Below are 21,358 nucleotides of genomic sequence, written 5' to 3'. Positions count from 1 at the left end.
GTATCTCCGGGCCCGCCTTATCGCGGGGGATCGGTTTCTGTAACAAAATAGTTCAGTGTGGTGCGCGGGCAACTGGCGGCAAATGTGATAATGCCGGCATGAACTTTGCCGCTAACTCATGTCCGGAGGCTGCCCCGGACCCGGCGCGCGCCGACGCAGCGCCCGAAAGCCCGCCTTGCGCCGTCGAGTGCGCAGGCAAGACCGTGTCGTTGCCGCACGACCTGCCGGTATTTTTGGTCGGGATGATGGGGGCCGGCAAGACGACCATAGGCCGTAGCCTGGCGCGGGCGCTGGGGCGCGACTTTATGGATCTGGATCATGAGCTCGAGGCGCGTTGCGGCGTGCGGGTGCCGGTAATCTTCGAAATCGAGGGCGAAGCCGGTTTTCGTCGCCGAGAGTCCGCCGCCTTGGAAGAGTGTACCCAACGGCGCAACATAATTCTTGCCACCGGCGGCGGCGCCATCCTGGCCGCCGAAAACCGGCAGCTTCTGCGCGAACGCGGCATTGTGGTCTATTTAAGGGCCAGCGTGGACGAATTGTTCCGCCGGACCTGCCGCGACCGCAATCGGCCCCTGCTGGCCACCGCCGATCCCCGCGGCACCCTGCGCGACCTGATGACCCAGCGCGAACCGCTCTACAAGGAAGTGGCCGATCTGGTGGTGGAAACGGGGTCGATGCCCATCCACACCCTGGTCAAGGCGCTGCTGCCGCAATTACAAGCTTTCGAGAAGCACCTATGAACGTTGTCGACGTCGAAACCCCGGGCGGAAGCTATCCGATCCACATCGGTCCCGGCCGCCTGGACGCCCTGGATCAATGCATCCCCGCGGACGCGACCGCGATCGCGGTGGTGACCAACCCGACGGTGGCCGCGCTGTACGCCGAGCGCGCCGAAGCCGCGCTGGCGCGCACGGGCAAGCGCGTGCTGCGTATCGAACTGCCTGACGGCGAAGCCTACAAGGACTGGCAGTCGCTGAACCTGATCTTCGATGCGCTGCTGGGCAACCGGCTGGACCGCCGCTGCGTCCTGGTCGCGTTGGGCGGGGGCGTCATCGGCGATATGACGGGTTTTGCCGCGGCGGTGTACATGCGCGGCGTGCGCTTTCTGCAGGTGCCCACGACGCTGCTGGCGCAGGTGGACTCCTCGGTGGGCGGCAAGACCGCCGTGAACCATCCGCTCGGCAAGAACATGATCGGCGCGTTCTACCAGCCGATCGCGGTCGAGATCGACACCGACGTGCTGGGCACCCTGCCAGCGCGCGAAGTGTCGGCGGGCCTGGCCGAAGTCATCAAGTACGGCCTCATCCTGGACCCCGAGTTCTGGCGCTGGTGCGAGGACAACGCGCAGAAGCTGCGCGCCCTGGACCGCGAGGCCGTCGCGTATGCGATCCGCCGCTCCTGCGAGCTGAAGGCGCAGGTGGTGGGCAAGGACGAACGCGAGTCCGGCCTGCGCGCCATCCTGAATCTGGGGCACACGTTCGGCCACGCGATCGAATCGGGCCTGGGCTATGGCGCCTGGCTGCATGGCGAGGCGGTGGGCTGCGGCATGGTGCAGGCGGCCGAGCTGTCGGCGGACGTGGCCGGATTTGATCGCGGCGACGTGGAGCGCGTGCGCGCGCTGGTGCAGGCTATCGGCTGCCCGGCCGTGGCGCCCGACCTGGGCGCCGACCGCTGGCTCGATCTGATGCAGGTGGACAAGAAGACCGAAGGCGGCTCGATCCGCTACGTGCTCATGACGCGCATCGGCGAGGCCGTGACCCGGCCGGCGCCCGACGACGCGGTGCGCGCCGTGCTGGCGCGAACCACCCGGTAAACGCAGTGACGGACGGTGTTGCAGATGAATGAACTGGCTTCCTATGCTTCCCACCCGTCCCGATCGCGCGGCCGGGCCCACGCCGAGCCGCCGCCGGAAAACCGCACCGAATTCCAGCGCGACCGTGATCGCATCGTCCACTCGGGCGCGTTCCGGCGGCTGGAGTACAAGACGCAGGTCTTCGTCAACCACGAAGGCGACCTCTTTCGCACGCGTCTGACGCACAGTCTGGAAGTGGCGCAGATCGCGCGCACGCTGGCGCGCAGCATGGGGCTGTCCGAAGACCTGACCGAAGCCATTTCGCTTGCGCACGACCTGGGCCATACGCCCTTCGGCCACGCCGGCCAGGACGAACTGAACGCCTGCATGCGCGAGCTGGCGCCCGAGGCCGGGGGCTTCGAGCACAATCTGCAGAGCCTGCGCGTGGTGGATGAGCTGGAAGAGCGTTACGCGGACTTCAACGGCCTGAACCTGTGCTTCGAGACGCGCGAGGGCATACTCAAGCATTGCTCCGTCGCCCATGCCCGGATGCTGGGGGACGTGGGCGAACGGTTCCTGAACCGCACGCAGCCGTCACTGGAGGCGCAGCTGGCCAACCTGGCCGATGAAATCGCCTACAACAACCACGACGTCGACGACGGCCTGCGCTCGGGGCTCATCACGCTGGAACAGTTGAAGGACGTGTCGATCTTCGAGCGCCATCACGCCTATGTGCTGGATCGCTATCCCGGCCTGGCGCCGCGCCGCGCGGTGTCCGAGACGATACGCCGCATGATCAATACGCTGATCGTCGATCTCACGCGGACGTCGCTTGCGCGCATCCGCGATGCGGCGCCGGCCAGCGCGGACGATGTGCGGCGCTCGCCGCCGCTTGCTGGGTTCTCCGACGAGATCCGCCGCGAAGCCGACACGCTGAAGAAATTCCTGTTCGACAACCTGTACCGGCACTATCGCGTGCTGCGCATGACCCGCAAGGCCCGGCGCATCGTGCGCGATCTGTTTGCGGCGTTCCTGGACGATCCGCGGCTGCTGCCGCCCGATTACCGACGCGCCCACTTCAATGAACAGGCCCGGGCCATCGCCGACTACATCGCGGGCATGACCGACCGCTACGCCATCCGCGAACACAAGCGTCTGTTCGACATGGCGTAGCAGGCGCGCTGGCTGGCGTTCAGCGGTGCTTGCGGTAGGGCTCGTCCGCCTCGACGAAGGTGGCCTCGGCGAGCGCGTCGCGCGTCCATTCCTGCATCGCCGGCAGCGCCAGCACGGCATCCATGTATTCGCGCACCGGCCCCGACGCGGCGATGCCGTAGGTGGTAAAGCGCGAGACCACCGGCGCGAAGAAAGCATCGGCAATCGAGAACGCGCCAAACAGGAACGGGCCGCCCTGGCCGAACTGCGCACGCGTTTCCTGCCAGATGGCCTGTACCCGCGCGACGTCGGCAAGCGCCGCCTCGGGGAAATCGATGCCGGGCAGGCTGGCCTCGACATTCATGGGCATGGCCTGGCGCAGGGCGCCGAAACCGCTGTGCATCTGCGCGGCAAGCGACCGCGCCCGCGCACGGGCTTTTGCATCCTTGGGCCACAAGCCCACCTCGGGATGGCGCTCGGCGGCGTATTCGCAGATGGCCAGCGTATCCCAGACCGCGAAATCGCCGTCCAGCAGCACGGGCACCAGGCCGGCGGGCGACACCGCGCCCACGCGTTGCGAGAACTCGTCGGTGAAGAGTCCCACCTTCTGCTCCGTGAACGGGATGCCCGCCTGGCGCAACGCGATCCAGGGACGCATGGACCAGGAAGAGTAGTTCTTGTTGCCGATGATCAAGGTGTACATGCTGGTGCTTTCCAAGAAGGGAAGGTTGGTGATCAGTCGCCCGGCTTGCGGCGCAGGAGCTTGCCCAGGTACTGGCCGGTGTGGCTGGCCGTTGCGGCCGCGACCGTCTCCGGCGTGCCTTGCGCCACGACGCGGCCGCCGCCGTCGCCGCCCTCGGGACCCATGTCGACCACCCAGTCGGCCGTCTTGATGACGTCCAGGTTGTGCTCGATGATGAGCACGGTGTTGCCGGCGTCGACCAGTTGGTTGAGAACCTGCAGCAGCAGTTCGATATCGCGGAAATGCAGGCCGGTGGTGGGCTCGTCCAGGATGTACAGCGTGCGGCCGGTGCTGCGGCGCGACAGCTCCTGCGACAGCTTCACGCGCTGCGCCTCGCCGCCCGACAGCGTGGTCGCGCTCTGGCCCAGGCGGATGTACGACAGACCCACGTCGATAAGCGTGTGCAGCTTGCGCGAGATGGCCGGCACCGATTCGAAATATTCGAGCGCCTGCTCCACGGTCAGGTCCAGCACTTCGCTGATGTTGCGGCCGCGGTAGCGGATCTCGAGCGTTTCGCGGTTGTAGCGCTTGCCATGGCAGACGTCGCAGGGCACGTACATGTCGGGCAGGAAGTGCATCTCGACCTTGACCACGCCATCGCCCTGGCAGGCTTCGCAGCGACCGCCCTTGACGTTGAAGCTGAACCGGCCGGGATCGTAGCCGCGCGTGCGCGCTTCCGGCACGCCGGCGAAAAGCTCGCGGATCGGCGTGAACAGGCCCGTATAAGTGGCCGGGTTGCTGCGCGGCGTGCGGCCGATGGGGCTTTGGTCGACGCTGATGATCTTGTCGAAATGCTCCAGGCCCTGCATCGACACATAAGGCGCGGGCTCGCTTTGCGCGTGATGGAGCTGGCGCGACACGGCCACCGCCAGCGTATCGTTGATGAGCGTGGATTTGCCCGAACCGGACACGCCCGTCACGCAGACCAGGCGCCCCGCGGGCACGCGCAGCTCCACGTCCTTCAGGTTGTTGCCGCTGGCGCCGGTGAGCGTCAGCCAGGGCAGTTCGTCATCGACCGGCCGGCGCTTCGGGATGGCGATGGCGCGGGCGCCGCTCAGGTACTGGCCCGTCAGCGAATTGGGATCGCGCTGCACGGTGTCGGGGTCGCCCTGGGCGACGACCTCGCCGCCGTGTTCGCCGGCGCCGGGGCCCATGTCCACGACCCAGTCCGCCATGCGGATCATGTCTTCGTCGTGCTCGACGACGATGACGCTGTTGCCGAGGTCGCGCAGGTGCTGCAGGGTGCCGATCAGGCGGTCGTTGTCGCGCTGGTGCAGGCCGATGGAGGGCTCGTCCAGCACGTACATCACGCCGGTCAGGCCCGAGCCGATCTGGCTGGCCAGCCGGATGCGCTGCGCCTCGCCGCCGGAGATCGTGTCCGCGCTGCGGTCCAGCGACAGGTAGTTCAGGCCGACGTTGTTCAGGAAGCTCAGGCGCGCCTCGATCTCGCGCACGATGCGTTGCGCGATCTCCTGCTTGGCGCCGGTCAGGCTCAGGTTGCGGAACCAGTCCAGGCAGCTCGACAACGGCATGGCCTCGACTTCGTAGATGGCCTGGCCGTGGCGCTCGCCGCCGCGCGGGTCATGGCCGATCAGCACGTTGCGCGCTTCGGGACGCAGGCGCGAGCCGGCGCAGTCCGGGCAGGTCTTGATGTTGCGGTATTTGCCCAGTTCTTCGCGCACGGTCGCCGAGTCCGTTTCGCGCCAGCGGCGCTCCAGGTTCGGGATCACGCCTTCGAAGGTGTGGCGCTTGACCGTGCTGCGGCCTTTCTCGTTCAGGTAGAGGAACGAAATCTCTTCATCGCCGGAACCGTACAGCACCTTGTCGCGCAGCGCTTCGGGCAGGTCCTCGAAGGGCGCCTCGATGTCGAATTCGTAGTGGGCCGCAAGACTGGTCAGCAGCGAGTGCGTGAACGCGTTGCGACGGTCCCAACCGCGGATCGCGCCGGCCGCCAGGCTCAGTTCCGGAAAGGCGACGACCCGCTTGGGATCGAAGAAGCCGACCTGGCCGATGCCGTCGCAACTGGGGCAGGCGCCCATGGGATTGTTGAAGCTGAAGAGGCGCGGCTCCAGCTCGGGCAGGCTGTGGCTGCACACCGGGCAGGCATAGCGGCTGGAGAAGACCTGTTCGCGTTCGCTGTCCATGTCCAGCGCCAGCGCGCGGCCTTCGGCAAGCTGTAGCGCGGTCTCGAAGCTTTCGGCCAGGCGCTGCTTGCCTTCGGGCCGGATGCGCAGCCGGTCGATCACGACGTCGATGTCGTGCTTCTCGGTCTTCTTGAGCGGCGCCATGCCGTCGATTTCCATCATCTGGCCGTCGACGCGCAGGCGCACGTAGCCTTGCGCCTGCAGGCTGGCGCATTCGTCCTCGAAGCTGCCTTTCTTGCCGCGCGCGATGGGGGCCAGCACGGCCAGCCGCGTCTCGGGCGTCCAGCCCAGCACCGCGTCCACCATCTGGCTGACGCTCTGGGCCTGCAGCGGCAGGCCGTGGTCGGGGCAGTAGGGCGTGCCGACCCGGGCGTAAAGGAGGCGCAGGTAATCGTGGATTTCCGTGATGGTGCCGACGGTGGAGCGGGGATTGTGCCCCGCGGCCTTCTGCTCGATCGAGATGGCCGGGGACAGGCCTTCGATGAGATCCACGTCCGGTTTGTCCATCAGTTGCAGGAACTGGCGGGCGTAGGCGGAAAGGCTTTCCACGTAGCGCCGCTGGCCCTCCGCATACAGCGTGTCGAACGCCAGCGAGGATTTGCCCGACCCGGACAGGCCCGTGACGACCACCAGCTTGTGGCGCGGCAGGTCCAGGGAGACGTTCTTGAGATTGTGGGTGCGGGCACCCCGGATGCGTATGGTCACGTCGGTATTGGTTAACGTCCAGTTGCGTCGTCGATGGCGCCTTTGAGCCCGTGCGCCTTTTGGGCGGATTTCAGCGGATTCAAAGGCCAACTTGGTACTATAGCGCGCCGAATCCTCTGGCGTTCAAGGTCGTCCGCATGGTTGGACTGAGCCGAGGCCGGCGCCGCACCGCAAGAATCAGACCGTGAGCGTATGACATGAGACGCATGCGCGCCGCCCTAGTCATTGTTGAAATTTCCGCATGCCGGCAGATAAAAAACTGAAATTGACCCCTTCCGAGCGCCGCGCCAGCGTGGCCCTGGCCGGCCTGTTCGCCGCGCGGATGCTGGGACTGTTCCTGTTGCTGCCCGTGTTCGCCGTTGCCGCAAGCGGCATGCCGGGCGGCGATGATCCGGCCCGGGTCGGCCTGGCGCTGGGCATGTACGGCCTGACCCAGGCCTTCATGCAGATCCCCTTCGGCCTTGCGTCCGACCGCTGGGGGCGCCGCCCCGTCGTGCTGTTCGGCCTGCTGCTCTTCGTGGCGGGCAGCGTCGTCTGTGCGCAGGCCACGGACGTCTTCTGGATCACGATAGGCCGCGCCATCCAGGGCGCCGGCGCCATATCGGCCGCCGTCACCGCCTGGCTGGCCGACGCCACCCGCGACGAGGTGCGCACGCGCGCGATGGCCATGGTGGGCGCGTCGATCGGCCTGTCTTTTGCCGTATCGCTGGTGCTCTCGCCTGTGCTGGTGGGGTGGTGGGGGCTGTCGGGCCTGTTCTGGACCATCGCCTGCCTGGGCGTCATCTGCCTGGCCGTGGCGCGCTGGGTGGTGCCGGTGGTGCCCCGCACGCAGGCCCGCACCATGCAGGCCGCCAAGCCCCGGGAAGTCCTGACCCATCGCGACCTGCTGCGCCTGAATTTCGGTGTCTTCGTGCTGCACCTGATCCAGGTGTCGCTGTTCGTCGTGGTGCCCGCGCTGCTGGCGAAAGTGGGCGGGCTGGACGCGCGCGACCTGTGGAAGGTCTACTTGCCGGTCATCCTGGTGTCCTTCGTGCTGATGGTGCCCGTGGTGTTTGTCGCGGAAAAGCGCCGGGCGCATCGCGGCGCCTTGCGCGCGTCGGTAGCCGGCCTGGTGCTGGTATGCGCGCTGCTGCCGGCTGCCAGCCACGGTTTTTACTCACTGGCCGTGGCGCTGACGGGCTTTTTCGTGGCCTTCAACGTGCTGGAGGCCCTGCAGCCCTCGTTGGTCTCGCGCGTGGCGCCGCAGGCCTACAAGGGGCTGGCGCTGGGCTTCTACAACACCGCGCAGGCCGCGGGCCTGTTCACGGGCGGCGCCCTGGGCGGTTGGCTGGCGGCGAACTCGGGTTCCAGCGCGGTGTTCGTCGCCGCGGCGGTCCTGTCGGCGATCTGGCTGGCGGTCACCTGGGCGCTGCGGCCGCTGGCCTGATGGCTGGGGCTTTCCCGCGGTCAGGGAAAGTCGCCGATCTGGCCGCGAACGGCGTCCAACAGCGGCGAATTCGTTTGCCAGGGGTGAGCGTTTTGTCACGGATCCCGTTTGGCGCGGGGCGCGCTTTCGTCGATAATACGGATCAACACGGGCTTCACCTGGCATCGCCGGTCATCGCTATGATGACCGGCGAGTTTCATGAAGCCGTCTTCAACATCGCTTTTTATGTTGTTGCCGGCGCGCTCGCGGCAACGCACAGGCGCAGGCTGTCAACAACAGAGGGACATCGGCATGGCATCGGTTAACAAAGTCATACTCGTGGGCAATCTGGGTCGCGACCCGGAAGTCCGCTACAGCCCCGACGGGGCGGCAATCTGCAATATGTCGATCGCCACGACCTCCTCCTGGAAGGACAAGGCCAGCGGCGAGAAGCGCGAAGAAACCGAATGGCACCGCGTCGTCATGTACAACCGCCTGGCGGAAATCGCCGGCGAATACCTGAAGAAGGGCCGCTCGGTGTACATCGAAGGCCGTCTCAAGACGCGCAAGTGGCAAGACAAGGACACCGGCGCTGACCGCTACAGCACCGAAATCGTCGCCGACCAGATGCAGATGCTGGGCGGCCGCGAAGACGGCGGCGGCGGTGGTGGCGGCAGCTACGGCGGTGGCGGCTACGACGACGCGCCGCGCCAGCAGCGCGCCGCCCCGGCGCAGCGTCCTGCGCCCCAGCAGCGTCCGGCACCCGCGGCGGCCCCGGCCAGCAGCGGCGCCAATCTTGCGGATATGGACGACGACATTCCGTTCTGACCGTCTAATCGTCTCACCGTCCTGCCTTCGCGCCGCGAAGCAGGGCATGCGACCCCCGGCTTTCCTCCTGGAAATACCGGGGGTTTTCATTTGGCGGTTCGGATCGTGCCGGGGGCGGTTCGGCGCTCCCGGGTCTGTTACGGCCCCGGCCTGCCCGCCACGGCGCCCGTTGCGCCCGGCTGGAACGCCTCGACCAGAAAATCGATGAACGCGCGCGTCCTCGCCGTCTGGTTGCGGCGTTGCGGGTAGTAGACGAACAGGTCGGCCGAGGGCAGCGTGAAGTCCGGCAGCACCACCCGCAGCCTGCCGCTTTCCAGGTACTTGGCCAGATCCCATTCCGATCGGATGAGGATGCCGTGTCCATCCAGCGCCCAGCCCAGCACGATGTCGCCGTCGTTGCTGGACAGGCCGCCTTCGACTTTCACCACTTCGACGCGGCCCTTGTGCGTGAAGCGCCAGACGCCGTGCGCCTCGTCGTTCTGCCGGTGGAGGATGCAGTGGTGATGCGCTAGGTCGGCCAAGGCGGCCGGCGTGCCGTGGGTTTGAAGGTAGCGCGGCGAGGCGCACAGGAAGCGGCGGTTGGTCATGATGCGCCGGGCGGCGAGGCGTTTGTCGGGCAGCGTTCCGAAGCGGATGGCCAGGTCGAAGCCGCCTTCCACCAGGTCGACGGGCCTGTCCGTCACGTCCAGCTCGACCTGGACCTGCGGAAAGCGTTTCGCGAACTCGGACACCAGCGGCGCGATGGTCGTGCGGCCAAAGCCCAGCGTGGCATTGACGCGGATGAGGCCGCGCGGTTGGGCGCTGCTGCGGGAAACCACGTCTTCCATTTCGCGCAGGTCGGCCAGGATCCGCGTGGCGTAGGCGAGATAGGTCTCGCCTTCGTTGGTCAGGCTGATGCTGCGCGTGGTCCGGTTGACCAGCCGCACGCCCAGGCGCTTTTCCATCAGCGCCAGTCGCTTGGTGGCTGCAGGCGGCGTCAGGTCCAACTGCCGCGCCGCGGCCGACAGACTGCCCTGCCGGGCGATCAGCACGAAGAACTGCAGCTCGGAGGCCAGGTCGGCTTTCACTGAAAGTTAATAATCAAATGAATATGAGTGAATTCTAGGCCAGGCTGGCGCCTCTAACCTATCGATTCCCCCGGCCGCCCCTGACGGAGGCCAGCCCTGAGAATCGGAGACAAGCCATGAGAATCGTCGACATCCGCGAGCAGACCCTGCCCATCAGTTCGCCCATCCGCAACGCCTATATCGACTTCAGCAAGATGACGCTGAGCCTGGTGGCCGTGATCACCGACGTGATCCGCGACGGCAAGCCGGTGGTCGGCTACGGCTTCAATTCGAACGGCCGCTACGGGCAGGGCAAGCTGATGCGCGAGCGGTTCATTCCGCGCGTGCTGGAGGCAGACCCGGATTCGCTGGTCGACGCCACCGGACGCAACCTGGATCCGCACAAGGTCTGGGACGCCATGTTCAAGAACGAGAAGCCCGGCGGCCACGGCGAGCGTTCGGTCGCGATCGGCACCATCGACATGGCGGTGTGGGACGCGGTCGCGAAGATCGAAGGCAAGCCGCTGTTCCAGTTGCTGGCCGAGCGCTATGGCAATGGCCAGCCGGATCGCCGGGTGTTTGTGTACGCCGCGGGCGGGTATTACCACCCGGGGCAGGACCACGCCAAGCTCAAGGACGAGATGCGCAGCTACCTTGATCGCGGCTATACGGTGGTGAAAAAGAAGATCGGCGGCGCGTCGCTGGACGAGGACCTGCGCCGCATCGATTCGGTGCTGAGCGTGTTGCAGGATGGGCAGAAACTGGCCGTCGACGCGAATGGCCGCTTCGACCTGGACACCGCCATCGCCTACGCCAAGGCGCTGTCGCAGTACGACCTCTTCTGGTATGAAGAGGCGGGCGATCCGCTGGATTTCGAGCTGCAGGCGACGCTGCGCAATTACTACGACAAGCCGATGGCCACGGGCGAAAACCTGTTCTCGATGCAGGACGCGCGCAACCTGATCCGTTATGGCGGCATGCGCCCCGACCGCGATTACCTCCAGTTCGACTGCGCGCTCAGCTATGGCCTGGTGGAGTACCTGCGCACGCTGGCGATGCTGCGCCAGCATGGCTGGTCGGCCAGCCGGTGCGTGCCGCATGGCGGGCACCAGATGTCGCTGAACATCGCGGCGGGCCTGGGCCTGGGCGGCAACGAGAGCTATCCCGACCTGTTCCAGCCGTTCGGCGGCTTCCCGGATGGCGTCAAGGTGGAAGGCGGCTACGTGACGATGCCCGATCTGCCGGGCATCGGCTTCGAGGGCAAGGCGGATCTCTATGCCGTCATGCGGGAGCTCTCGTCGTGAGTCCGGGCCCGGGCATCACCAGCGATACCGCAAGGTCGCCATGACCGTGCGTTCCGCGCCCCAGTAGCAGCTCACGGCCGTACCCAGGCAGTTGGCGACGTAGCGTTTGTCGAACAGATTGGAGACGTTCAAGGCCACCTGCGCGCCAGCGAGCGCAGGGCTGGCGCGGCCCAGGTCGTAGCGGATGGCGGCATCGACCAGGGTGACGGCCGGAATGGCGTAGTTGTTGTTCAGGTCGCCGTAAAAGCCGCCCCGGTACGTCACGCCCGCGCCCAGGCCGACCCCCTGCAACGGACCGTCGCGCAGGGTGTAGTCGGCCCATAGCGCCGCCTGGTGGCGCGGCACGAAGTTCAGTTGATTGCCGCGTTGCGCGGCAACGTTGCTCTGGGTGATCTCGCTGTCGCTGAGCGCATAGGACAGGGTCAGGTCCAGGCCGTTGTCGAAACTGGCCTTGCCTTCCAGCTCGATGCCTTGCACCTGAACCTGGCCGGTCTGCACGACAAAGCTGGTGTTGACCGGGTCCGGCGTGCTGACGTTGTTCTGGTTGATCTGAAACGCCGACAGCGTCACGAAGCTGGCGTAGCCGTTGGGCTGGAATTTCACGCCGGCCTCATATTGTTCGCCGGTCGTGGGCTTGAGGGGCGAGCCGTCGCGCATGACGCCCGTCACGGGCTGGAACGACGTGGAGTAGCTCAGGTAGGGCGCCAGGCCGTTGTCAAAGCGATACGTGACGCCGAGACGGCCGGTGAAACGGTTGGCATCGGCATCCCGGGAGGACCAGTTCCATTGGCCGGCGCTGCCGCGCGCGCCGGTGTCGGTCGTGCCGTCGGTCCAGTCGTAGCGGCCGGCGAGCGTAAGCAGCAGCCGGTCGAGTTCGATCTGGTCTTGCGCGTAGACGCCGATCTGGCTGCGTGTCATGTTGATCTTGGTGGCCGTGGGTGGGCGCGTCACCGACGCTCCGTAGACGGGGTCGAAGACGTCGAACAGCGGATAGGCCGGGGGCATCATCAGGCCCAGGCTGCTTTCGTTGTAGCGCGATTTTTCCCGCAGATAATCCAGGCCCATCGTGAGGTCGTGGCGCGTCGGGCCGGCCGTGAATTTGGCATTCACCTGGTTGTCGATCTGGAACGCATGCGACGTCTCGGGGAAGGCCCAGGCGTAGCGGATGGCCTGCGTCTCCGACACCATGGCGCCGATCTGCACCCGGCGCGTGTTGGTGTCGACGTTGGTGTAGCGCGCGCTTTGCCGCAGGCTCCATGTGTCGTTCACGCGGTGGTCCAGCGTATAGCCGACCATGGTCTGTTCATTGGTGAAAATGTCGTAGCCAGGTTCGCCGACGAAGCGGTCGCGGGGAATGTAGCCGGCGCTGCTTTTCTCCAGTGTCCCGATGACCGGCAGCACGGGCGCGCCGCCGCCGCCGTGGCTGGTGATCTTCTGGTATTGCGCACTGATGTTCAGGCTGGTGTCGGACGATGGGCGCCAGGTGAAGCTGGGGGCGATGAATTGGCGGTCGTCGTCGACGTGCTGGTACTGCGTGTCGCTGTCGCGCAATGTGCCGGTCAGGCGGTACAGCAACTGGCCCGCCTCGTCGGCCGGGCCCGAGAAATCGAACGACCCTTGATACCGGTTGAAGCTGCCGGCCTGCAGGACCACTTCATTGAACGGTTCGGCGGTGGGGCGTTTGCTGGTCATGTTCACCAGGCCGCCCGGAGCGCTTTGGCCATACAGGCCGGACGAAGGCCCCTTCAGGATCTCTATCCGTTCCAGTCCATAGGTGTCGATGCGCGGCTGGGCATAGCCGCGTGCGCCGAAAGGCAGCAGCAGGCCGTCCAGATAGCGCGACGGGGTGAACCCGCGGATCGTCAGCCAGTCGTAGCGCACGTCGTTGTCGCCGTACTGGGCGAAAACCCCTGGCGTGTAGCGGACGGCCTGCGCGAGGGAAGTAACGCCGCGCTGGTCCATTTCCGTCCGGGTGATGACATTGATGGTCTGGGGCGTGTCGATCAACGCGGCATCCGACTTGGTGCCGGATCGGCTGCGCGTGGCGACGTAATCGCCGCCGGACGTCGCCGAGGCGTCGGTCGTGCCCTGCACCAGGACCGGGGCCAGCGTGGAGACGCCCGCCGAGGCAGAGGGAGCCGTTTGCGCGGCAACCGGCGCGGACGCGACCAGGGCTGCGAGCAATGCCAACGGGGGCGGCTTGACGGTAAAGGACACGTTGATACCTCTTGATCAATTTATAATTAACAAGAATCATTCCTGTGCGACGGCATGATTCCAGAAGAGCCGCCGCGTGTCTGACGATTTCCCGGCGCCGATTGACGGTTTTGCTGCACTTGGCGCGAAGCGCCTGTAATCCATGCCCGCCCGCGTCCCTGCGTCCTTGCCCGTCGTGCCTCTGCTCGATCCGTACACCGCGCCTGCCAAGCCCCACGAGTGGTGGCGCGGCACACTCCCGACGGTGCCTCAGACCGACGACTGGGAAAACGTCATCCAGTGCGTGCATCGCGTCGAGGAAGGCGTCAGCGTCGTGGTGCTGGATGGCTGCCCCTCGGGGGCGCTGACCCTGCCGGCGCCCGGCGCGCCGGTGTTCGGCATGCAGGTGTGGTTGGAGGGCGGCGCGATCCTGGCGCTGGACGGAGGCAAGCCGTTGAACCTGTCGGGCGGCGCGGCCTTGCTGTTCAACCACGAGCAGGCGGTGGGCTGGACCACGCATCTGTTTGCGAAGCAGCGGGTGCGAATGGTGGATATCCGCTTTACTCCAGACGCGTTGGCGCGGGCGGGCGATACGGCGCCCATCGCCCTGTTGCGGCAGCGGTTTTCCCACGATGTGAGTGTGCCGGCGCACGGTTCGCTGGTGGCCACGCTGGACGCGCCCGCCAGCCTGCTGGCGTTGGCTGGCGCAGTCTCCCGCGATGCGCCGTCGGCGCCCGAAGCACGTCGGCTCTGGTATCGCGCCAAGTCATTGGAAATGCTGGCGGCCTTCGTGCAACTGTTGTCCGTGCCCGAATTGCCGAAGAGCCTGGCCGGGCTGGAACATCGGCGGTTGCATGAAGCTTGTCTGCTGTTGCGCGAACGCTGTACGGAGCAATGGCCGCCTGGCCGCCTGGCGCGGATGGTGGGGTTGTCGGAAAAGCGCCTGCAGCAATTGATGCGGGAAACCGTGGGCCGATCGGTGCACGCTTACCTGAGCGACGTGCGGCTGGCGAGAGCCGCCGAATTGCTGCGCGGCGGCATGAGCGTGACGCAGGCGGCCGGGGATCTGGGGTATTCGAGCCTCAGCCACTTCAGCAAGATCTTCAAGGCGCGGTACGGCGCTTCTCCGCGGTCTTGGTGAGGGGACGGCAAGGTCCGATCCGTGGCATTTCCGAATCAGACATAAATTGTTTCACTTTACCGGCTTGTGCTGTCTATCTAGTAGTAGGTAAGATTCATCCATCGACGCAGCGCACCCAACCAAAACCGCCCGGCGCCGAAACCAGAAATACAGTAGGACCGCTTTTTTATTTCTCTTTTCATCTACCTACAAGTAGATAGCTAACTGAAACGCACACTGCAACTTTCAACTCGGAGATTGACCATGAAGACCCTCGTATCCGCCCTGATTCTTTCCGCTTCCTTCATCGGCGCCGCCCAAGCCGGCGAACTGGACTATCCGCCCGCCCTGGACACGCACAGCACGGTCACCCGTGCCCAAGTGCAGCAGGAACTGGCTGAAGCCCGCGCCAACGGTGAACTGGTGTTCGGTGAAGAAGGCTACGCCGCCGCCCCGATCGCTCAGGCTGGCGACAAGACCCGCGCCCAGATCAAGCAAGAACTGGCCGCCGCGCGCGCCCAGGGCCTGACCGAAGGTGGCGAACTGGACTACCCGCCCGTCCAAGGCTGATTTTCTTCGACCTCGTATCTATCTATATATAGATAGCTTTAATCCGACCACGACGCATCACCCCACACTTTCTGGAGAATCCTCATGAAGACCCTCGTTTCCGCCCTGATCCTTTCCGCTTCCTTCATCGGCGCCGCCCAGGCTGGCGAGCTGGACTATCCGCCCGCCGTGAACACCCAAAGCACGGTCACCCGCGCCCAGGTGCAGCAGGAACTGGCTGAGGCCCGCGCCAACGGCGAACTGGTGTTCGGCGAAGAAGGTTATGCCGCGACCGCGTTTGCCTACGCCGGCGACAAGACCCGTGCCCAGGTCAAGCAGGAACTGGCCGCTGCCCGCGCCCAAGGCCTGACCGACGCCGGCGAACTGGACTACCCGCCCGTGCAAGGCTGAGCCAGATGGCAATCGATGCGGACCCCGGGGGCGGGCTCGATCCCGGCCGGGGTCCGCAGGCAGTGTCGGGCGCCTTGAGCGGCCCTCTCGGCCAGGCCGATAAGGGACCGTCCCAATGACGAACCGATCTATTAGTAGGTAATATGCAGCCATGGATACCCCGACTTCCAACACCACTCGCGAACTGCTTCTGGCGCACGCCGAGAAGCTGATCCGCATGCGCGGATGCAACGGCTTCAGCTATCGCGACCTGGCTGAACATGTGGGCGTCAAGACGTCCAGCATCCACTACTATTTTCCCGGCAAGGACGACCTGCTGTATGAAGCGGTCGAGGCCTACAGCACGCGCGCGCTCGGCGCGGTGCGCGCCATCGATACGTCATTGCCGGCGCAGGCGCAGCTTGATAAATATCTGTCGATGATGGAATCGGCCGCGTGCGGTTCCGGTGAACTCTGTCTGGGCGGCATGCTGGCTGCCGACGTGATGAGCCTGTCCGAACGGGTCCGCGGCGCGCTGCAGGGGTTCTTTCGCGCGCACGAAGCCTGGCTGGCCCGCGTATTGGCCGAAGGCGCCGCGCAAGGCACCTTGAAGTTTTCTGGCACGCCCGACGCTGCGGGGCGGGCCGTGTTCGCGACGATCCAGGGCTGCCTGCTGGTGTCGCGCCTGTTCCAGCAGCCGCCCGCGTTGTGCGAGGCGATCGGCGCGCTTTACGTCGAATGCGACGGCAAGGCCGGGCACGAGGCCTGAACGCCAACCGCTGCATTTCGCACGCTCCTTCACGGCCGCCTTGCCCACGCAGGCGGCCGTTGTCATTGGGCGCGCGCCGCGCGGGACGGCGTTACGCCAGCGCGCGCGCCATGTCGGTGCTGGTGCGCTCCTGCACGCCCAGGTCCCGCATGCGTTGCAGGAACGTCGCCTGCGCCTGGGCAAAGCCCGCGACGGGACTCATGCAGTCGGTCAGCAACACGATGCGCGACAGGTTGCCGCCGGGCAGGTGCTCGGCCAGGTGCTCGACCGTGGCCTTGACGCAGTGGCTGCCCGCTTCTCCCGCGACCAGGATCAGGTCGGCGCGGTCCAGCGAATCGAGCAGGCCGCGATTGAGCTGGCTGCGCGGGTCGTCGGCGTCGGGCACTTCGGCCATGAGCGCGCTGTAGTGTTCGGTCCAGGGATTGGCGCCCTTGGGCACCTTGCGCACGATGAACTGGCGCGCTTCTTCCCAGCGGCCGTAGGCGGCGCGCACGTCGGCATGCACGTTGTGCCCCCATGTGCCGATCTCGCAGTGGACCGGCCACGCCATCAGCGTGTAGCGCCCGCGGGCCTCGAGTTCGTCCAGGTACGCAAGCGTGCGCGGCAGATCGTCGTCGTGGCGCGGCACGAATTCGCCGGCGCGCAACTGGGCGGCCGTGATGGGGGTAAACGGCGCGACCGGGTCGCCATTGCCCGCGCGCCAGAAGGTCGGGTGCGCGATGTCCAGCCGATGGTGCGAATCCAGCGTGACCGTGATCGAGGTGAGCGCGTGCGCCGTCGCATCGATAAAGCGCGCCAGCCGTTGCATGTCGGCGTGCGCGCCCGCGACCGGAAGCGCGGGCCGGTGGGCAAGGCCGGTGAGCGGATCCGTGGGCAGATACGTTTCGGGCAGGTCGCAGAAATCGTTCTGCGGGTCGACGATCAGCAGGTGTATGGAGCGCGGCATGGCATGACGGGAGGGTGAAGACCGGACTATAGAACGAGATCCCCGACCTTAGAACACTTGGAACAGTTCGTCAGAACCGCAGGTCAGCACATCAGGTCAGAACATCAGGTCAGAACATCAGGTCAGAACAGCACGAGATGCTCTGCGCGGTCGGGAAGCTGGCGCAGCAGGGAGCGCCAGCGGCGCCAGATGACGGCGGCAACGCCGATTGCGCCCAGGGGAATAAGAATCCACATGCCTTGCTCCTGTCAAGATTCGCACGATCGTGCGAAATTAAGGGAAAGAAAGGCCGGCGACCTGCCGGCGCCGGCGGGGACCAGGGGCTACTCGATGATCTTGAAGCTGCGATACGTGGAAATCAGCCGCTCGTAGGCGGCCTTGACGCGCTCCGGCGCCTTGGGGTCCCGGAGGAAGCGGGCGTCATGCATCAATCCGATCATCAGGCTGTAGATCTCGAATACGAGCTGCTGCGGATCGGTGTCCGGGCGCAGATGCCCGGCCTCCAGCGCCTGGTCCACGGTGCGCACCATCGCCACGCGCCAGCGCCTCAGGTTGTGTTCCAGCACCGAGCGCAGCGGGGAGTCGACGTCGTCGTACTCGAAGGCGCCGGCGACATAGATGCAGCCCGTCAGCGTCTCGACGTTGCTGGCGCGTTCGATCCACAGCGACACCAGGGCATTGAGGCGAGGCAGGCCGCGCGGATAGGCCATGGCGGGCGTGAAGACCGCCGCGACGAAACGCCGGTCGTATTCGTCCAGGACTGCCTGTTGCAAGGCCTCAAGGGAGCCGACGCGGGAGAACACGCCGCTCTTGCTGATGCCCAGCCGCTTGGCGACCTGGCCCAGCGAAAGGCTTTCCATGCCTTGCGCGGCCGCCATGTCCAGGGCCGTGTCCACGATGGCCGCGAAGGTCAGTTCGCTTTTTTCGGTTTTCGCTGTCATGCGGGGAATTTAGCACGACCGTGCGAAAATGCCCGGGTTTTTAAATCGGGCCGCAACATCGGGCCGCAACATCGGGCCAAAGAAAAAGCCGGACAGCATCGCTGTCCGGCTTGGCAGATCCCAATACGGGAGGGAAATCAGGCGCGCGCGGCCTTGTATTCCAGGCGGTACTTGTGCAGGAGGGGCTCGGTGTAGCCGTTGGGCTGCGTCAGCCCTTCAAAGACCAGCGCGCATGCGGCCTTGAATGCCAGCGACGTATCGAAGTTGCCCGCCATCGGCTGGTAGAGCGGGTCGCCCGCGTTCTGGCCGTCTACCACCTTGGCCATGCGCTGGAAGGTTTCCATGACCTGGTCGCGGTGGGTGATGCCGTGGCGCAGCCAGTTGGCGATGTGCTGGCTGGAAATCCGCAGCGTGGCGCGGTCTTCCATCAGTCCCACGTTGTGGATGTCGGGCACCTTGGAGCAGCCCACGCCCTGGTCGATCCAGCGCACCACGTAGCCCAGGATGCCTTGCGCGTTGTTGTCCAGCTCTTGCTGGATGTCGGCGGCCGACCACTTGGAGGGATCGCCGACCGGGACCGAGAGCAGGCCCTCCAGGAGTTCGTCGCGCACGCTGTCCAGCCGGGTGCGTTCAAGTTCCTGCTGGACCGCCTGCACGTCGATCTGGTGGTAATGCAGCGCGTGCAGCGTGGCGGCCGTGGGCGACGGCACCCAGGCGGTGTTGGCGCCGGCTTTGGGATGCGCGATCTTCTGCTCGAGCATCGCCGCCATCAGGTCGGGCATGGCCCACATGCCCTTGCCGATCTGGGCGCGGCCGCGCAGGCCCGAGTCCAGGCCCACCAGCACGTTGTTGCGTTCGTAGGCGGCGATCCAGGCGCTGGACTTCATGTCGCCCTTGCGCAGCATGGGGCCGGCTTCCATGCCCGAGTGCATTTCATCGCCGGTGCGGTCCAGAAAGCCCGTGTTGATGAAGGCCACGCGCGACGCCGCGGCCTGGATGCAGGCCTTGAGGTTGACGCTGGTGCGGCGCTCTTCGTCCATGATGCCCATTTTCAGGGTGTGGCGCGGCACCTTGATCAGGTCCTCGACGCGGTCGAAGAGTTCGTTGGCGAACGCGGCCTCGGCGGGGCCGTGCATCTTGGGCTTCACGATGTACACGGAACCCGTGCGCGAATTGAGCTTGTTGTGGCGGTCATGCAGCGCGGCCAGGCTGGTGACGACGGCGTCCAGGATGCCTTCGGGAATCTCCTGGCCGTCGCGGTCCAGCACGGCCGGGTTGGTCATCAGGTGTCCCACGTTGCGCACGAACATGAGCGAGCGGCCATGCAGCTTCAGGGGCGAGCCGTCCGGACGGGTGTAGCGGCGGTCGGCATTGAGCTTGCGGGTGAAGGTCTTGCCGCCCTTGGTGACTTCTTCGGTGAGGTCGCCCTTCATCAGGCCGAGCCAGTTGCGGTAGATCTGCACCTTGTCGTCGGCATCGACGGCGGCGACGGAGTCTTCGCAGTCCATAATGGTGGTGAGCGCGGCTTCGACCACCACGTCCTTCACGCCCGCCGCGTCCGTGCTGCCGATGGGGCTGGCCGGGTCGATCTGGATTTCGAAGTGCAGGCCGTTGTTCTTGAGGAGGATTGCGGTGGGGGCGGAGGCGTCGCCCTGGTAGCCGACGAACTGCGCGCCGGACTTCAGGCCGGTGGCGCCGCTGGCGAGCGCCACGCGCAATTGGCCGTCTTCGACGGTGTAGCCGCGGGCATCGGCGTGCGAGCCCTGCGCCAGCGGCGCGGCGGTGTCCAGGAAGCTGCGCGCGCGGGCGATGACGGCTGCGCCGCGTTCGGGGTTGTAGCCCTTGCCGGTGTCGCCGGGCGTGGCCGGAATGGCATCGGTGCCGTAGAGGGCGTCATACAGGCTGCCCCAGCGCGCATTGGCGGCGTTCAGCGCGTAGCGCGGATTGGACATCGGCACGACGAGCTGCGGGCCCGCTTGTTGCGAGATCTCGGTATCGACGTTGTCGGTGGTGGCGCGGACGGACTCGGGCTGCGGCAGCAGGTAGCCGATGCCCTCCAGGAACTTGCGATAGGCGGCGGCGTCCGTGATGGGACCGGGATGGGCGCGGTGCCAGGCGTCGAGCTCGGCCTGCAGCCGGTCGCGTTCGGCGAGCAGGGCGCGGTTCTTCGGCGCCAGATCGTGCACCAGGGCGGCGAAGCCTTGCCAGAAGCCGTCGGCATCCAGGCCGGTGCCGGGCAGGGCTTCCTGTTCGATGAATTGACTGAGATCGGCCGCCACTTGCAGGCCGTGGTGCTGGGTGCGTTGAGTCATGCGGGTCTCTGGCGATGAATAGGGATGGACAGCGCGGCGCGCCGGTCCAGGCGTGCTGACATCATCGTTCGCGTGCGCGTCGATGTCCATACGAAAACCCGCTGGTCATACCAGTTTATTCGCCCGCTGCCGGGCAAAGGTCCGCTTTTTATGGTTTGATATCAGCCACTTACAGAGGCATGACCATGTCCCGCGAGCGCGGGCCCCGCATGGTCATACCACTGGTCCGGAGATCGCATGCACGCGGAAACTGAAGAAAGGCCCCGCCAGGTGGCGGATGAAGTGGCTGAACGCATCGAGCGCCTGATTCTGGACGGCGTGCTCAAGGCCGGCCAGGCCCTGCCGTCCGAACGGCGCCTGACAGAAAAGCTGGGTGTTTCGCGCACGGCGCTGCGCGAGGGCCTGAAGCTGCTGCGCGCGCGCGAGATCATCCATACGGCGCAGGGCAAGGGTTCGTTCGTCGCGCGCATCTCGAAGGTCGACGCGGGGCCGTTGATGCACCTGTTCAATTCGCAGCCGCGAACCCTGTACGACCTGCTGGAAGTGCGGTCGCTGCTCGAGGCCGAATCGGCGCGGCTGGCGGCCATCCGCGGCACGGAAGCGGACTTCATCATGATCCGGCGCCGCTATGACGAGATGGTGTCGGCGCAGGGCGCGGCCACCGACACCGCCACGCACGCGCATCTGGACCATGCCTTCCACCTGGCCATCTGCGAAGCCTCGCACAATCCGGTTCTGGTGCACACGCTGCAATCGCTGACGGACCTGCTGCTGGGCTCGGTGTTTGCGTGCGTGAACAACCTGTACCACCGCGAACCCGAAAAGCGGCAGATCGACCGCCAGCACACGCGGCTGTTCAACGCGGTGATCGGACGCCAGCCCGAGCAGGCGCGCAAGGCCGCGGCCGATCACGTGGACAGCGTGCGCCAGAGCCTGTCCGATATCGAACAGGAAGAGCAGCGCCTGGTGCGCGCGACGCTGCGCCTGGAAGGCTGGACGTAGCATCGCGCGGCGCGC

18 protein-coding genes are annotated in these 21,358 nt (G+C 66.1%); 11 read left to right on the top strand and 7 right to left on the bottom strand.

Going from position 1 to position 21,358, the window contains the following annotated elements; genetic code table 11:
* Nucleotides 1–98 precede the first annotated feature (98 nt).
* Genes BMW75_RS11930 through BMW75_RS11920 form a run of 3 tightly spaced genes read left to right on the top strand, consistent with a single transcriptional unit; the run spans nucleotide 99 to nucleotide 2,965 of the window.
* Entirely contained in the window at nucleotides 99–740 is a 642-nt protein-coding gene (locus BMW75_RS11930; RefSeq protein WP_092579512.1) for a shikimate kinase, read from the top strand.
* Entirely contained in the window at nucleotides 737–1,813 is a 1,077-nt protein-coding gene (gene aroB, locus BMW75_RS11925) for a 3-dehydroquinate synthase (RefSeq protein ID WP_076518347.1), read from the top strand. Before BMW75_RS11930 ends, aroB begins: the two co-directional genes overlap by 4 nt.
* Before the next feature lie 24 nt (nucleotides 1,814–1,837).
* Entirely contained in the window at nucleotides 1,838–2,965 is a 1,128-nt protein-coding gene (locus BMW75_RS11920) for a deoxyguanosinetriphosphate triphosphohydrolase (protein ID WP_076521888.1), read from the top strand.
* 19 nt (nucleotides 2,966–2,984) lie between these two features.
* On the opposite strand, the gene BMW75_RS11915 is transcribed toward BMW75_RS11920, so the two are convergent.
* Together BMW75_RS11915 and uvrA are read right to left on the bottom strand one after the other, a co-directional pair.
* The gene (locus BMW75_RS11915; RefSeq protein ID WP_092579511.1) at nucleotides 2,985–3,647 is read right to left on the bottom strand and encodes a glutathione S-transferase family protein; all 663 of its coding nucleotides are present in this window, start codon (nucleotides 3,645–3,647) and stop codon (nucleotides 2,985–2,987) included.
* 32 nt (nucleotides 3,648–3,679) lie between these two features.
* Nucleotides 3,680–6,535: an excinuclease ABC subunit UvrA gene (uvrA, locus tag BMW75_RS11910; protein WP_092579509.1), complete on the bottom strand. Its 2,856-nt coding sequence runs from the start codon at nucleotides 6,533–6,535 to the stop codon at nucleotides 3,680–3,682.
* 241 nt (nucleotides 6,536–6,776) lie between these two features.
* Here uvrA and BMW75_RS11905 point away from each other — a divergent pair, with 241 nt between their 5' ends.
* Together BMW75_RS11905 and ssb are read left to right on the top strand one after the other, a co-directional pair.
* Nucleotides 6,777–7,961, top strand: a complete 1,185-nt coding sequence (locus BMW75_RS11905; protein WP_092579507.1) for an MFS transporter — start codon at nucleotides 6,777–6,779, stop codon at nucleotides 7,959–7,961.
* 291 nt (nucleotides 7,962–8,252) lie between these two features.
* On the top strand, nucleotides 8,253–8,768 hold the full coding sequence (ssb, locus tag BMW75_RS11900; RefSeq protein ID WP_076518351.1) for a single-stranded DNA-binding protein: 516 nt from the start codon (nucleotides 8,253–8,255) through the stop codon (nucleotides 8,766–8,768).
* A gap of 137 nt (nucleotides 8,769–8,905) precedes the next feature.
* Here ssb and BMW75_RS11895 read toward each other — a convergent pair whose 3' ends face one another.
* Nucleotides 8,906–9,835 (bottom strand): LysR family transcriptional regulator, encoded by a 930-nt coding sequence (locus BMW75_RS11895; protein WP_092579505.1) that lies wholly within the window; start codon nucleotides 9,833–9,835, stop codon nucleotides 8,906–8,908.
* 116 nt (nucleotides 9,836–9,951) lie between these two features.
* On the opposite strand from BMW75_RS11895, the gene BMW75_RS11890 reads away from it, so the two are divergent.
* A complete protein-coding gene (locus tag BMW75_RS11890) occupies nucleotides 9,952–11,118 on the top strand; it encodes a mandelate racemase/muconate lactonizing enzyme family protein (RefSeq protein WP_092579502.1) in 1,167 nt (388 codons plus the stop codon).
* Nucleotides 11,119–11,133: 15 nt separating this feature from the next.
* On the opposite strand, the gene BMW75_RS11885 is transcribed toward BMW75_RS11890, so the two are convergent.
* Nucleotides 11,134–13,335 carry a TonB-dependent siderophore receptor gene (locus BMW75_RS11885; RefSeq protein ID WP_092579500.1) on the bottom strand — a complete coding sequence of 734 codons (2,202 nt, stop codon included), beginning with the start codon at nucleotides 13,333–13,335 and terminating at the stop codon, nucleotides 11,134–11,136.
* Between the two features lie 142 nt (nucleotides 13,336–13,477).
* Here BMW75_RS11885 and BMW75_RS11880 point away from each other — a divergent pair, with 142 nt between their 5' ends.
* The 4 genes from BMW75_RS11880 to BMW75_RS11865 all read left to right on the top strand — a co-directional run bounded on the left by BMW75_RS11880 (nucleotide 13,478) and on the right by BMW75_RS11865 (nucleotide 16,142).
* A complete protein-coding gene (locus BMW75_RS11880) occupies nucleotides 13,478–14,455 on the top strand; it encodes a helix-turn-helix transcriptional regulator (protein WP_092579498.1) in 978 nt (325 codons plus the stop codon).
* Between the two features lie 243 nt (nucleotides 14,456–14,698).
* The gene (locus tag BMW75_RS11875) at nucleotides 14,699–15,004 is read left to right on the top strand and encodes a DUF4148 domain-containing protein (protein WP_076518356.1); all 306 of its coding nucleotides are present in this window, start codon (nucleotides 14,699–14,701) and stop codon (nucleotides 15,002–15,004) included.
* Nucleotides 15,005–15,088: 84 nt separating this feature from the next.
* On the top strand, nucleotides 15,089–15,394 hold the full coding sequence (locus tag BMW75_RS11870; RefSeq protein WP_092579496.1) for a DUF4148 domain-containing protein: 306 nt from the start codon (nucleotides 15,089–15,091) through the stop codon (nucleotides 15,392–15,394).
* Between the two features lie 151 nt (nucleotides 15,395–15,545).
* Entirely contained in the window at nucleotides 15,546–16,142 is a 597-nt protein-coding gene (locus BMW75_RS11865; protein WP_092579494.1) for a TetR/AcrR family transcriptional regulator, read from the top strand.
* A gap of 91 nt (nucleotides 16,143–16,233) precedes the next feature.
* Here the strand turns inward: BMW75_RS11865 and BMW75_RS11860 are convergent, their stop codons facing one another.
* The 3 genes from BMW75_RS11860 to BMW75_RS11850 all read right to left on the bottom strand — a co-directional run bounded on the left by BMW75_RS11860 (nucleotide 16,234) and on the right by BMW75_RS11850 (nucleotide 20,341).
* Nucleotides 16,234–17,088 carry a cysteine hydrolase family protein gene (locus BMW75_RS11860; protein ID WP_092579492.1) on the bottom strand — a complete coding sequence of 285 codons (855 nt, stop codon included), beginning with the start codon at nucleotides 17,086–17,088 and terminating at the stop codon, nucleotides 16,234–16,236.
* 323 nt (nucleotides 17,089–17,411) lie between these two features.
* Nucleotides 17,412–18,029 (bottom strand): TetR/AcrR family transcriptional regulator, encoded by a 618-nt coding sequence (locus BMW75_RS11855; protein WP_092579490.1) that lies wholly within the window; start codon nucleotides 18,027–18,029, stop codon nucleotides 17,412–17,414.
* Between the two features lie 137 nt (nucleotides 18,030–18,166).
* The gene (locus BMW75_RS11850) at nucleotides 18,167–20,341 is read right to left on the bottom strand and encodes a malate synthase G (RefSeq protein ID WP_092579567.1); all 2,175 of its coding nucleotides are present in this window, start codon (nucleotides 20,339–20,341) and stop codon (nucleotides 18,167–18,169) included.
* 237 nt (nucleotides 20,342–20,578) lie between these two features.
* Here BMW75_RS11850 and glcC point away from each other — a divergent pair, with 237 nt between their 5' ends.
* Nucleotides 20,579–21,343 carry a transcriptional regulator GlcC gene (gene glcC / locus BMW75_RS11845; protein WP_076518361.1) on the top strand — a complete coding sequence of 255 codons (765 nt, stop codon included), beginning with the start codon at nucleotides 20,579–20,581 and terminating at the stop codon, nucleotides 21,341–21,343.
* Nucleotides 21,344–21,358: the final 15 nt, after the last annotated feature.

The sequence above is a fragment of the Achromobacter sp. NFACC18-2 genome (assembly GCF_900108985.1).
GTDB lineage: Bacteria > Pseudomonadota > Gammaproteobacteria > Burkholderiales > Burkholderiaceae_B > Achromobacter.
Note: the sequence above shows the minus strand (reverse complement) of the source record. Positions and strands in the feature narration are given on the sequence as shown.

Excerpts from the sequence above, each read along its gene's own strand:
- BMW75_RS11860 (WP_092579492.1), bottom strand. The coding sequence starts at position 17,088 with ATGCCGCGCTCCATACACCTGCTGATCGTCGACCCGCAGAACGATTTC.
- glcC (WP_076518361.1), top strand. The coding sequence starts at position 20,579 with ATGCACGCGGAAACTGAAGAAAGGCCCCGCCAGGTGGCGGATGAAGTG.
- BMW75_RS11905 (WP_092579507.1), top strand. The coding sequence starts at position 6,777 with ATGCCGGCAGATAAAAAACTGAAATTGACCCCTTCCGAGCGCCGCGCC.
- BMW75_RS11870 (WP_092579496.1), top strand. The coding sequence starts at position 15,089 with ATGAAGACCCTCGTTTCCGCCCTGATCCTTTCCGCTTCCTTCATCGGC.
- BMW75_RS11865 (WP_092579494.1), top strand. The coding sequence starts at position 15,546 with ATGGATACCCCGACTTCCAACACCACTCGCGAACTGCTTCTGGCGCAC.
- BMW75_RS11920 (WP_076521888.1), top strand. The coding sequence starts at position 1,838 with ATGAATGAACTGGCTTCCTATGCTTCCCACCCGTCCCGATCGCGCGGC.
- BMW75_RS11875 (WP_076518356.1), top strand. The coding sequence starts at position 14,699 with ATGAAGACCCTCGTATCCGCCCTGATTCTTTCCGCTTCCTTCATCGGC.
- BMW75_RS11890 (WP_092579502.1), top strand. The coding sequence starts at position 9,952 with ATGAGAATCGTCGACATCCGCGAGCAGACCCTGCCCATCAGTTCGCCC.
- BMW75_RS11850 (WP_092579567.1), bottom strand. The coding sequence starts at position 20,341 with ATGACTCAACGCACCCAGCACCACGGCCTGCAAGTGGCGGCCGATCTC.
- aroB (WP_076518347.1), top strand. The coding sequence starts at position 737 with ATGAACGTTGTCGACGTCGAAACCCCGGGCGGAAGCTATCCGATCCAC.
- BMW75_RS11855 (WP_092579490.1), bottom strand. The coding sequence starts at position 18,029 with ATGACAGCGAAAACCGAAAAAAGCGAACTGACCTTCGCGGCCATCGTG.
- BMW75_RS11930 (WP_092579512.1), top strand. The coding sequence starts at position 99 with ATGAACTTTGCCGCTAACTCATGTCCGGAGGCTGCCCCGGACCCGGCG.
- BMW75_RS11880 (WP_092579498.1), top strand. The coding sequence starts at position 13,478 with ATGCCCGCCCGCGTCCCTGCGTCCTTGCCCGTCGTGCCTCTGCTCGAT.
- ssb (WP_076518351.1), top strand. The coding sequence starts at position 8,253 with ATGGCATCGGTTAACAAAGTCATACTCGTGGGCAATCTGGGTCGCGAC.
- BMW75_RS11915 (WP_092579511.1), bottom strand. The coding sequence starts at position 3,647 with ATGTACACCTTGATCATCGGCAACAAGAACTACTCTTCCTGGTCCATG.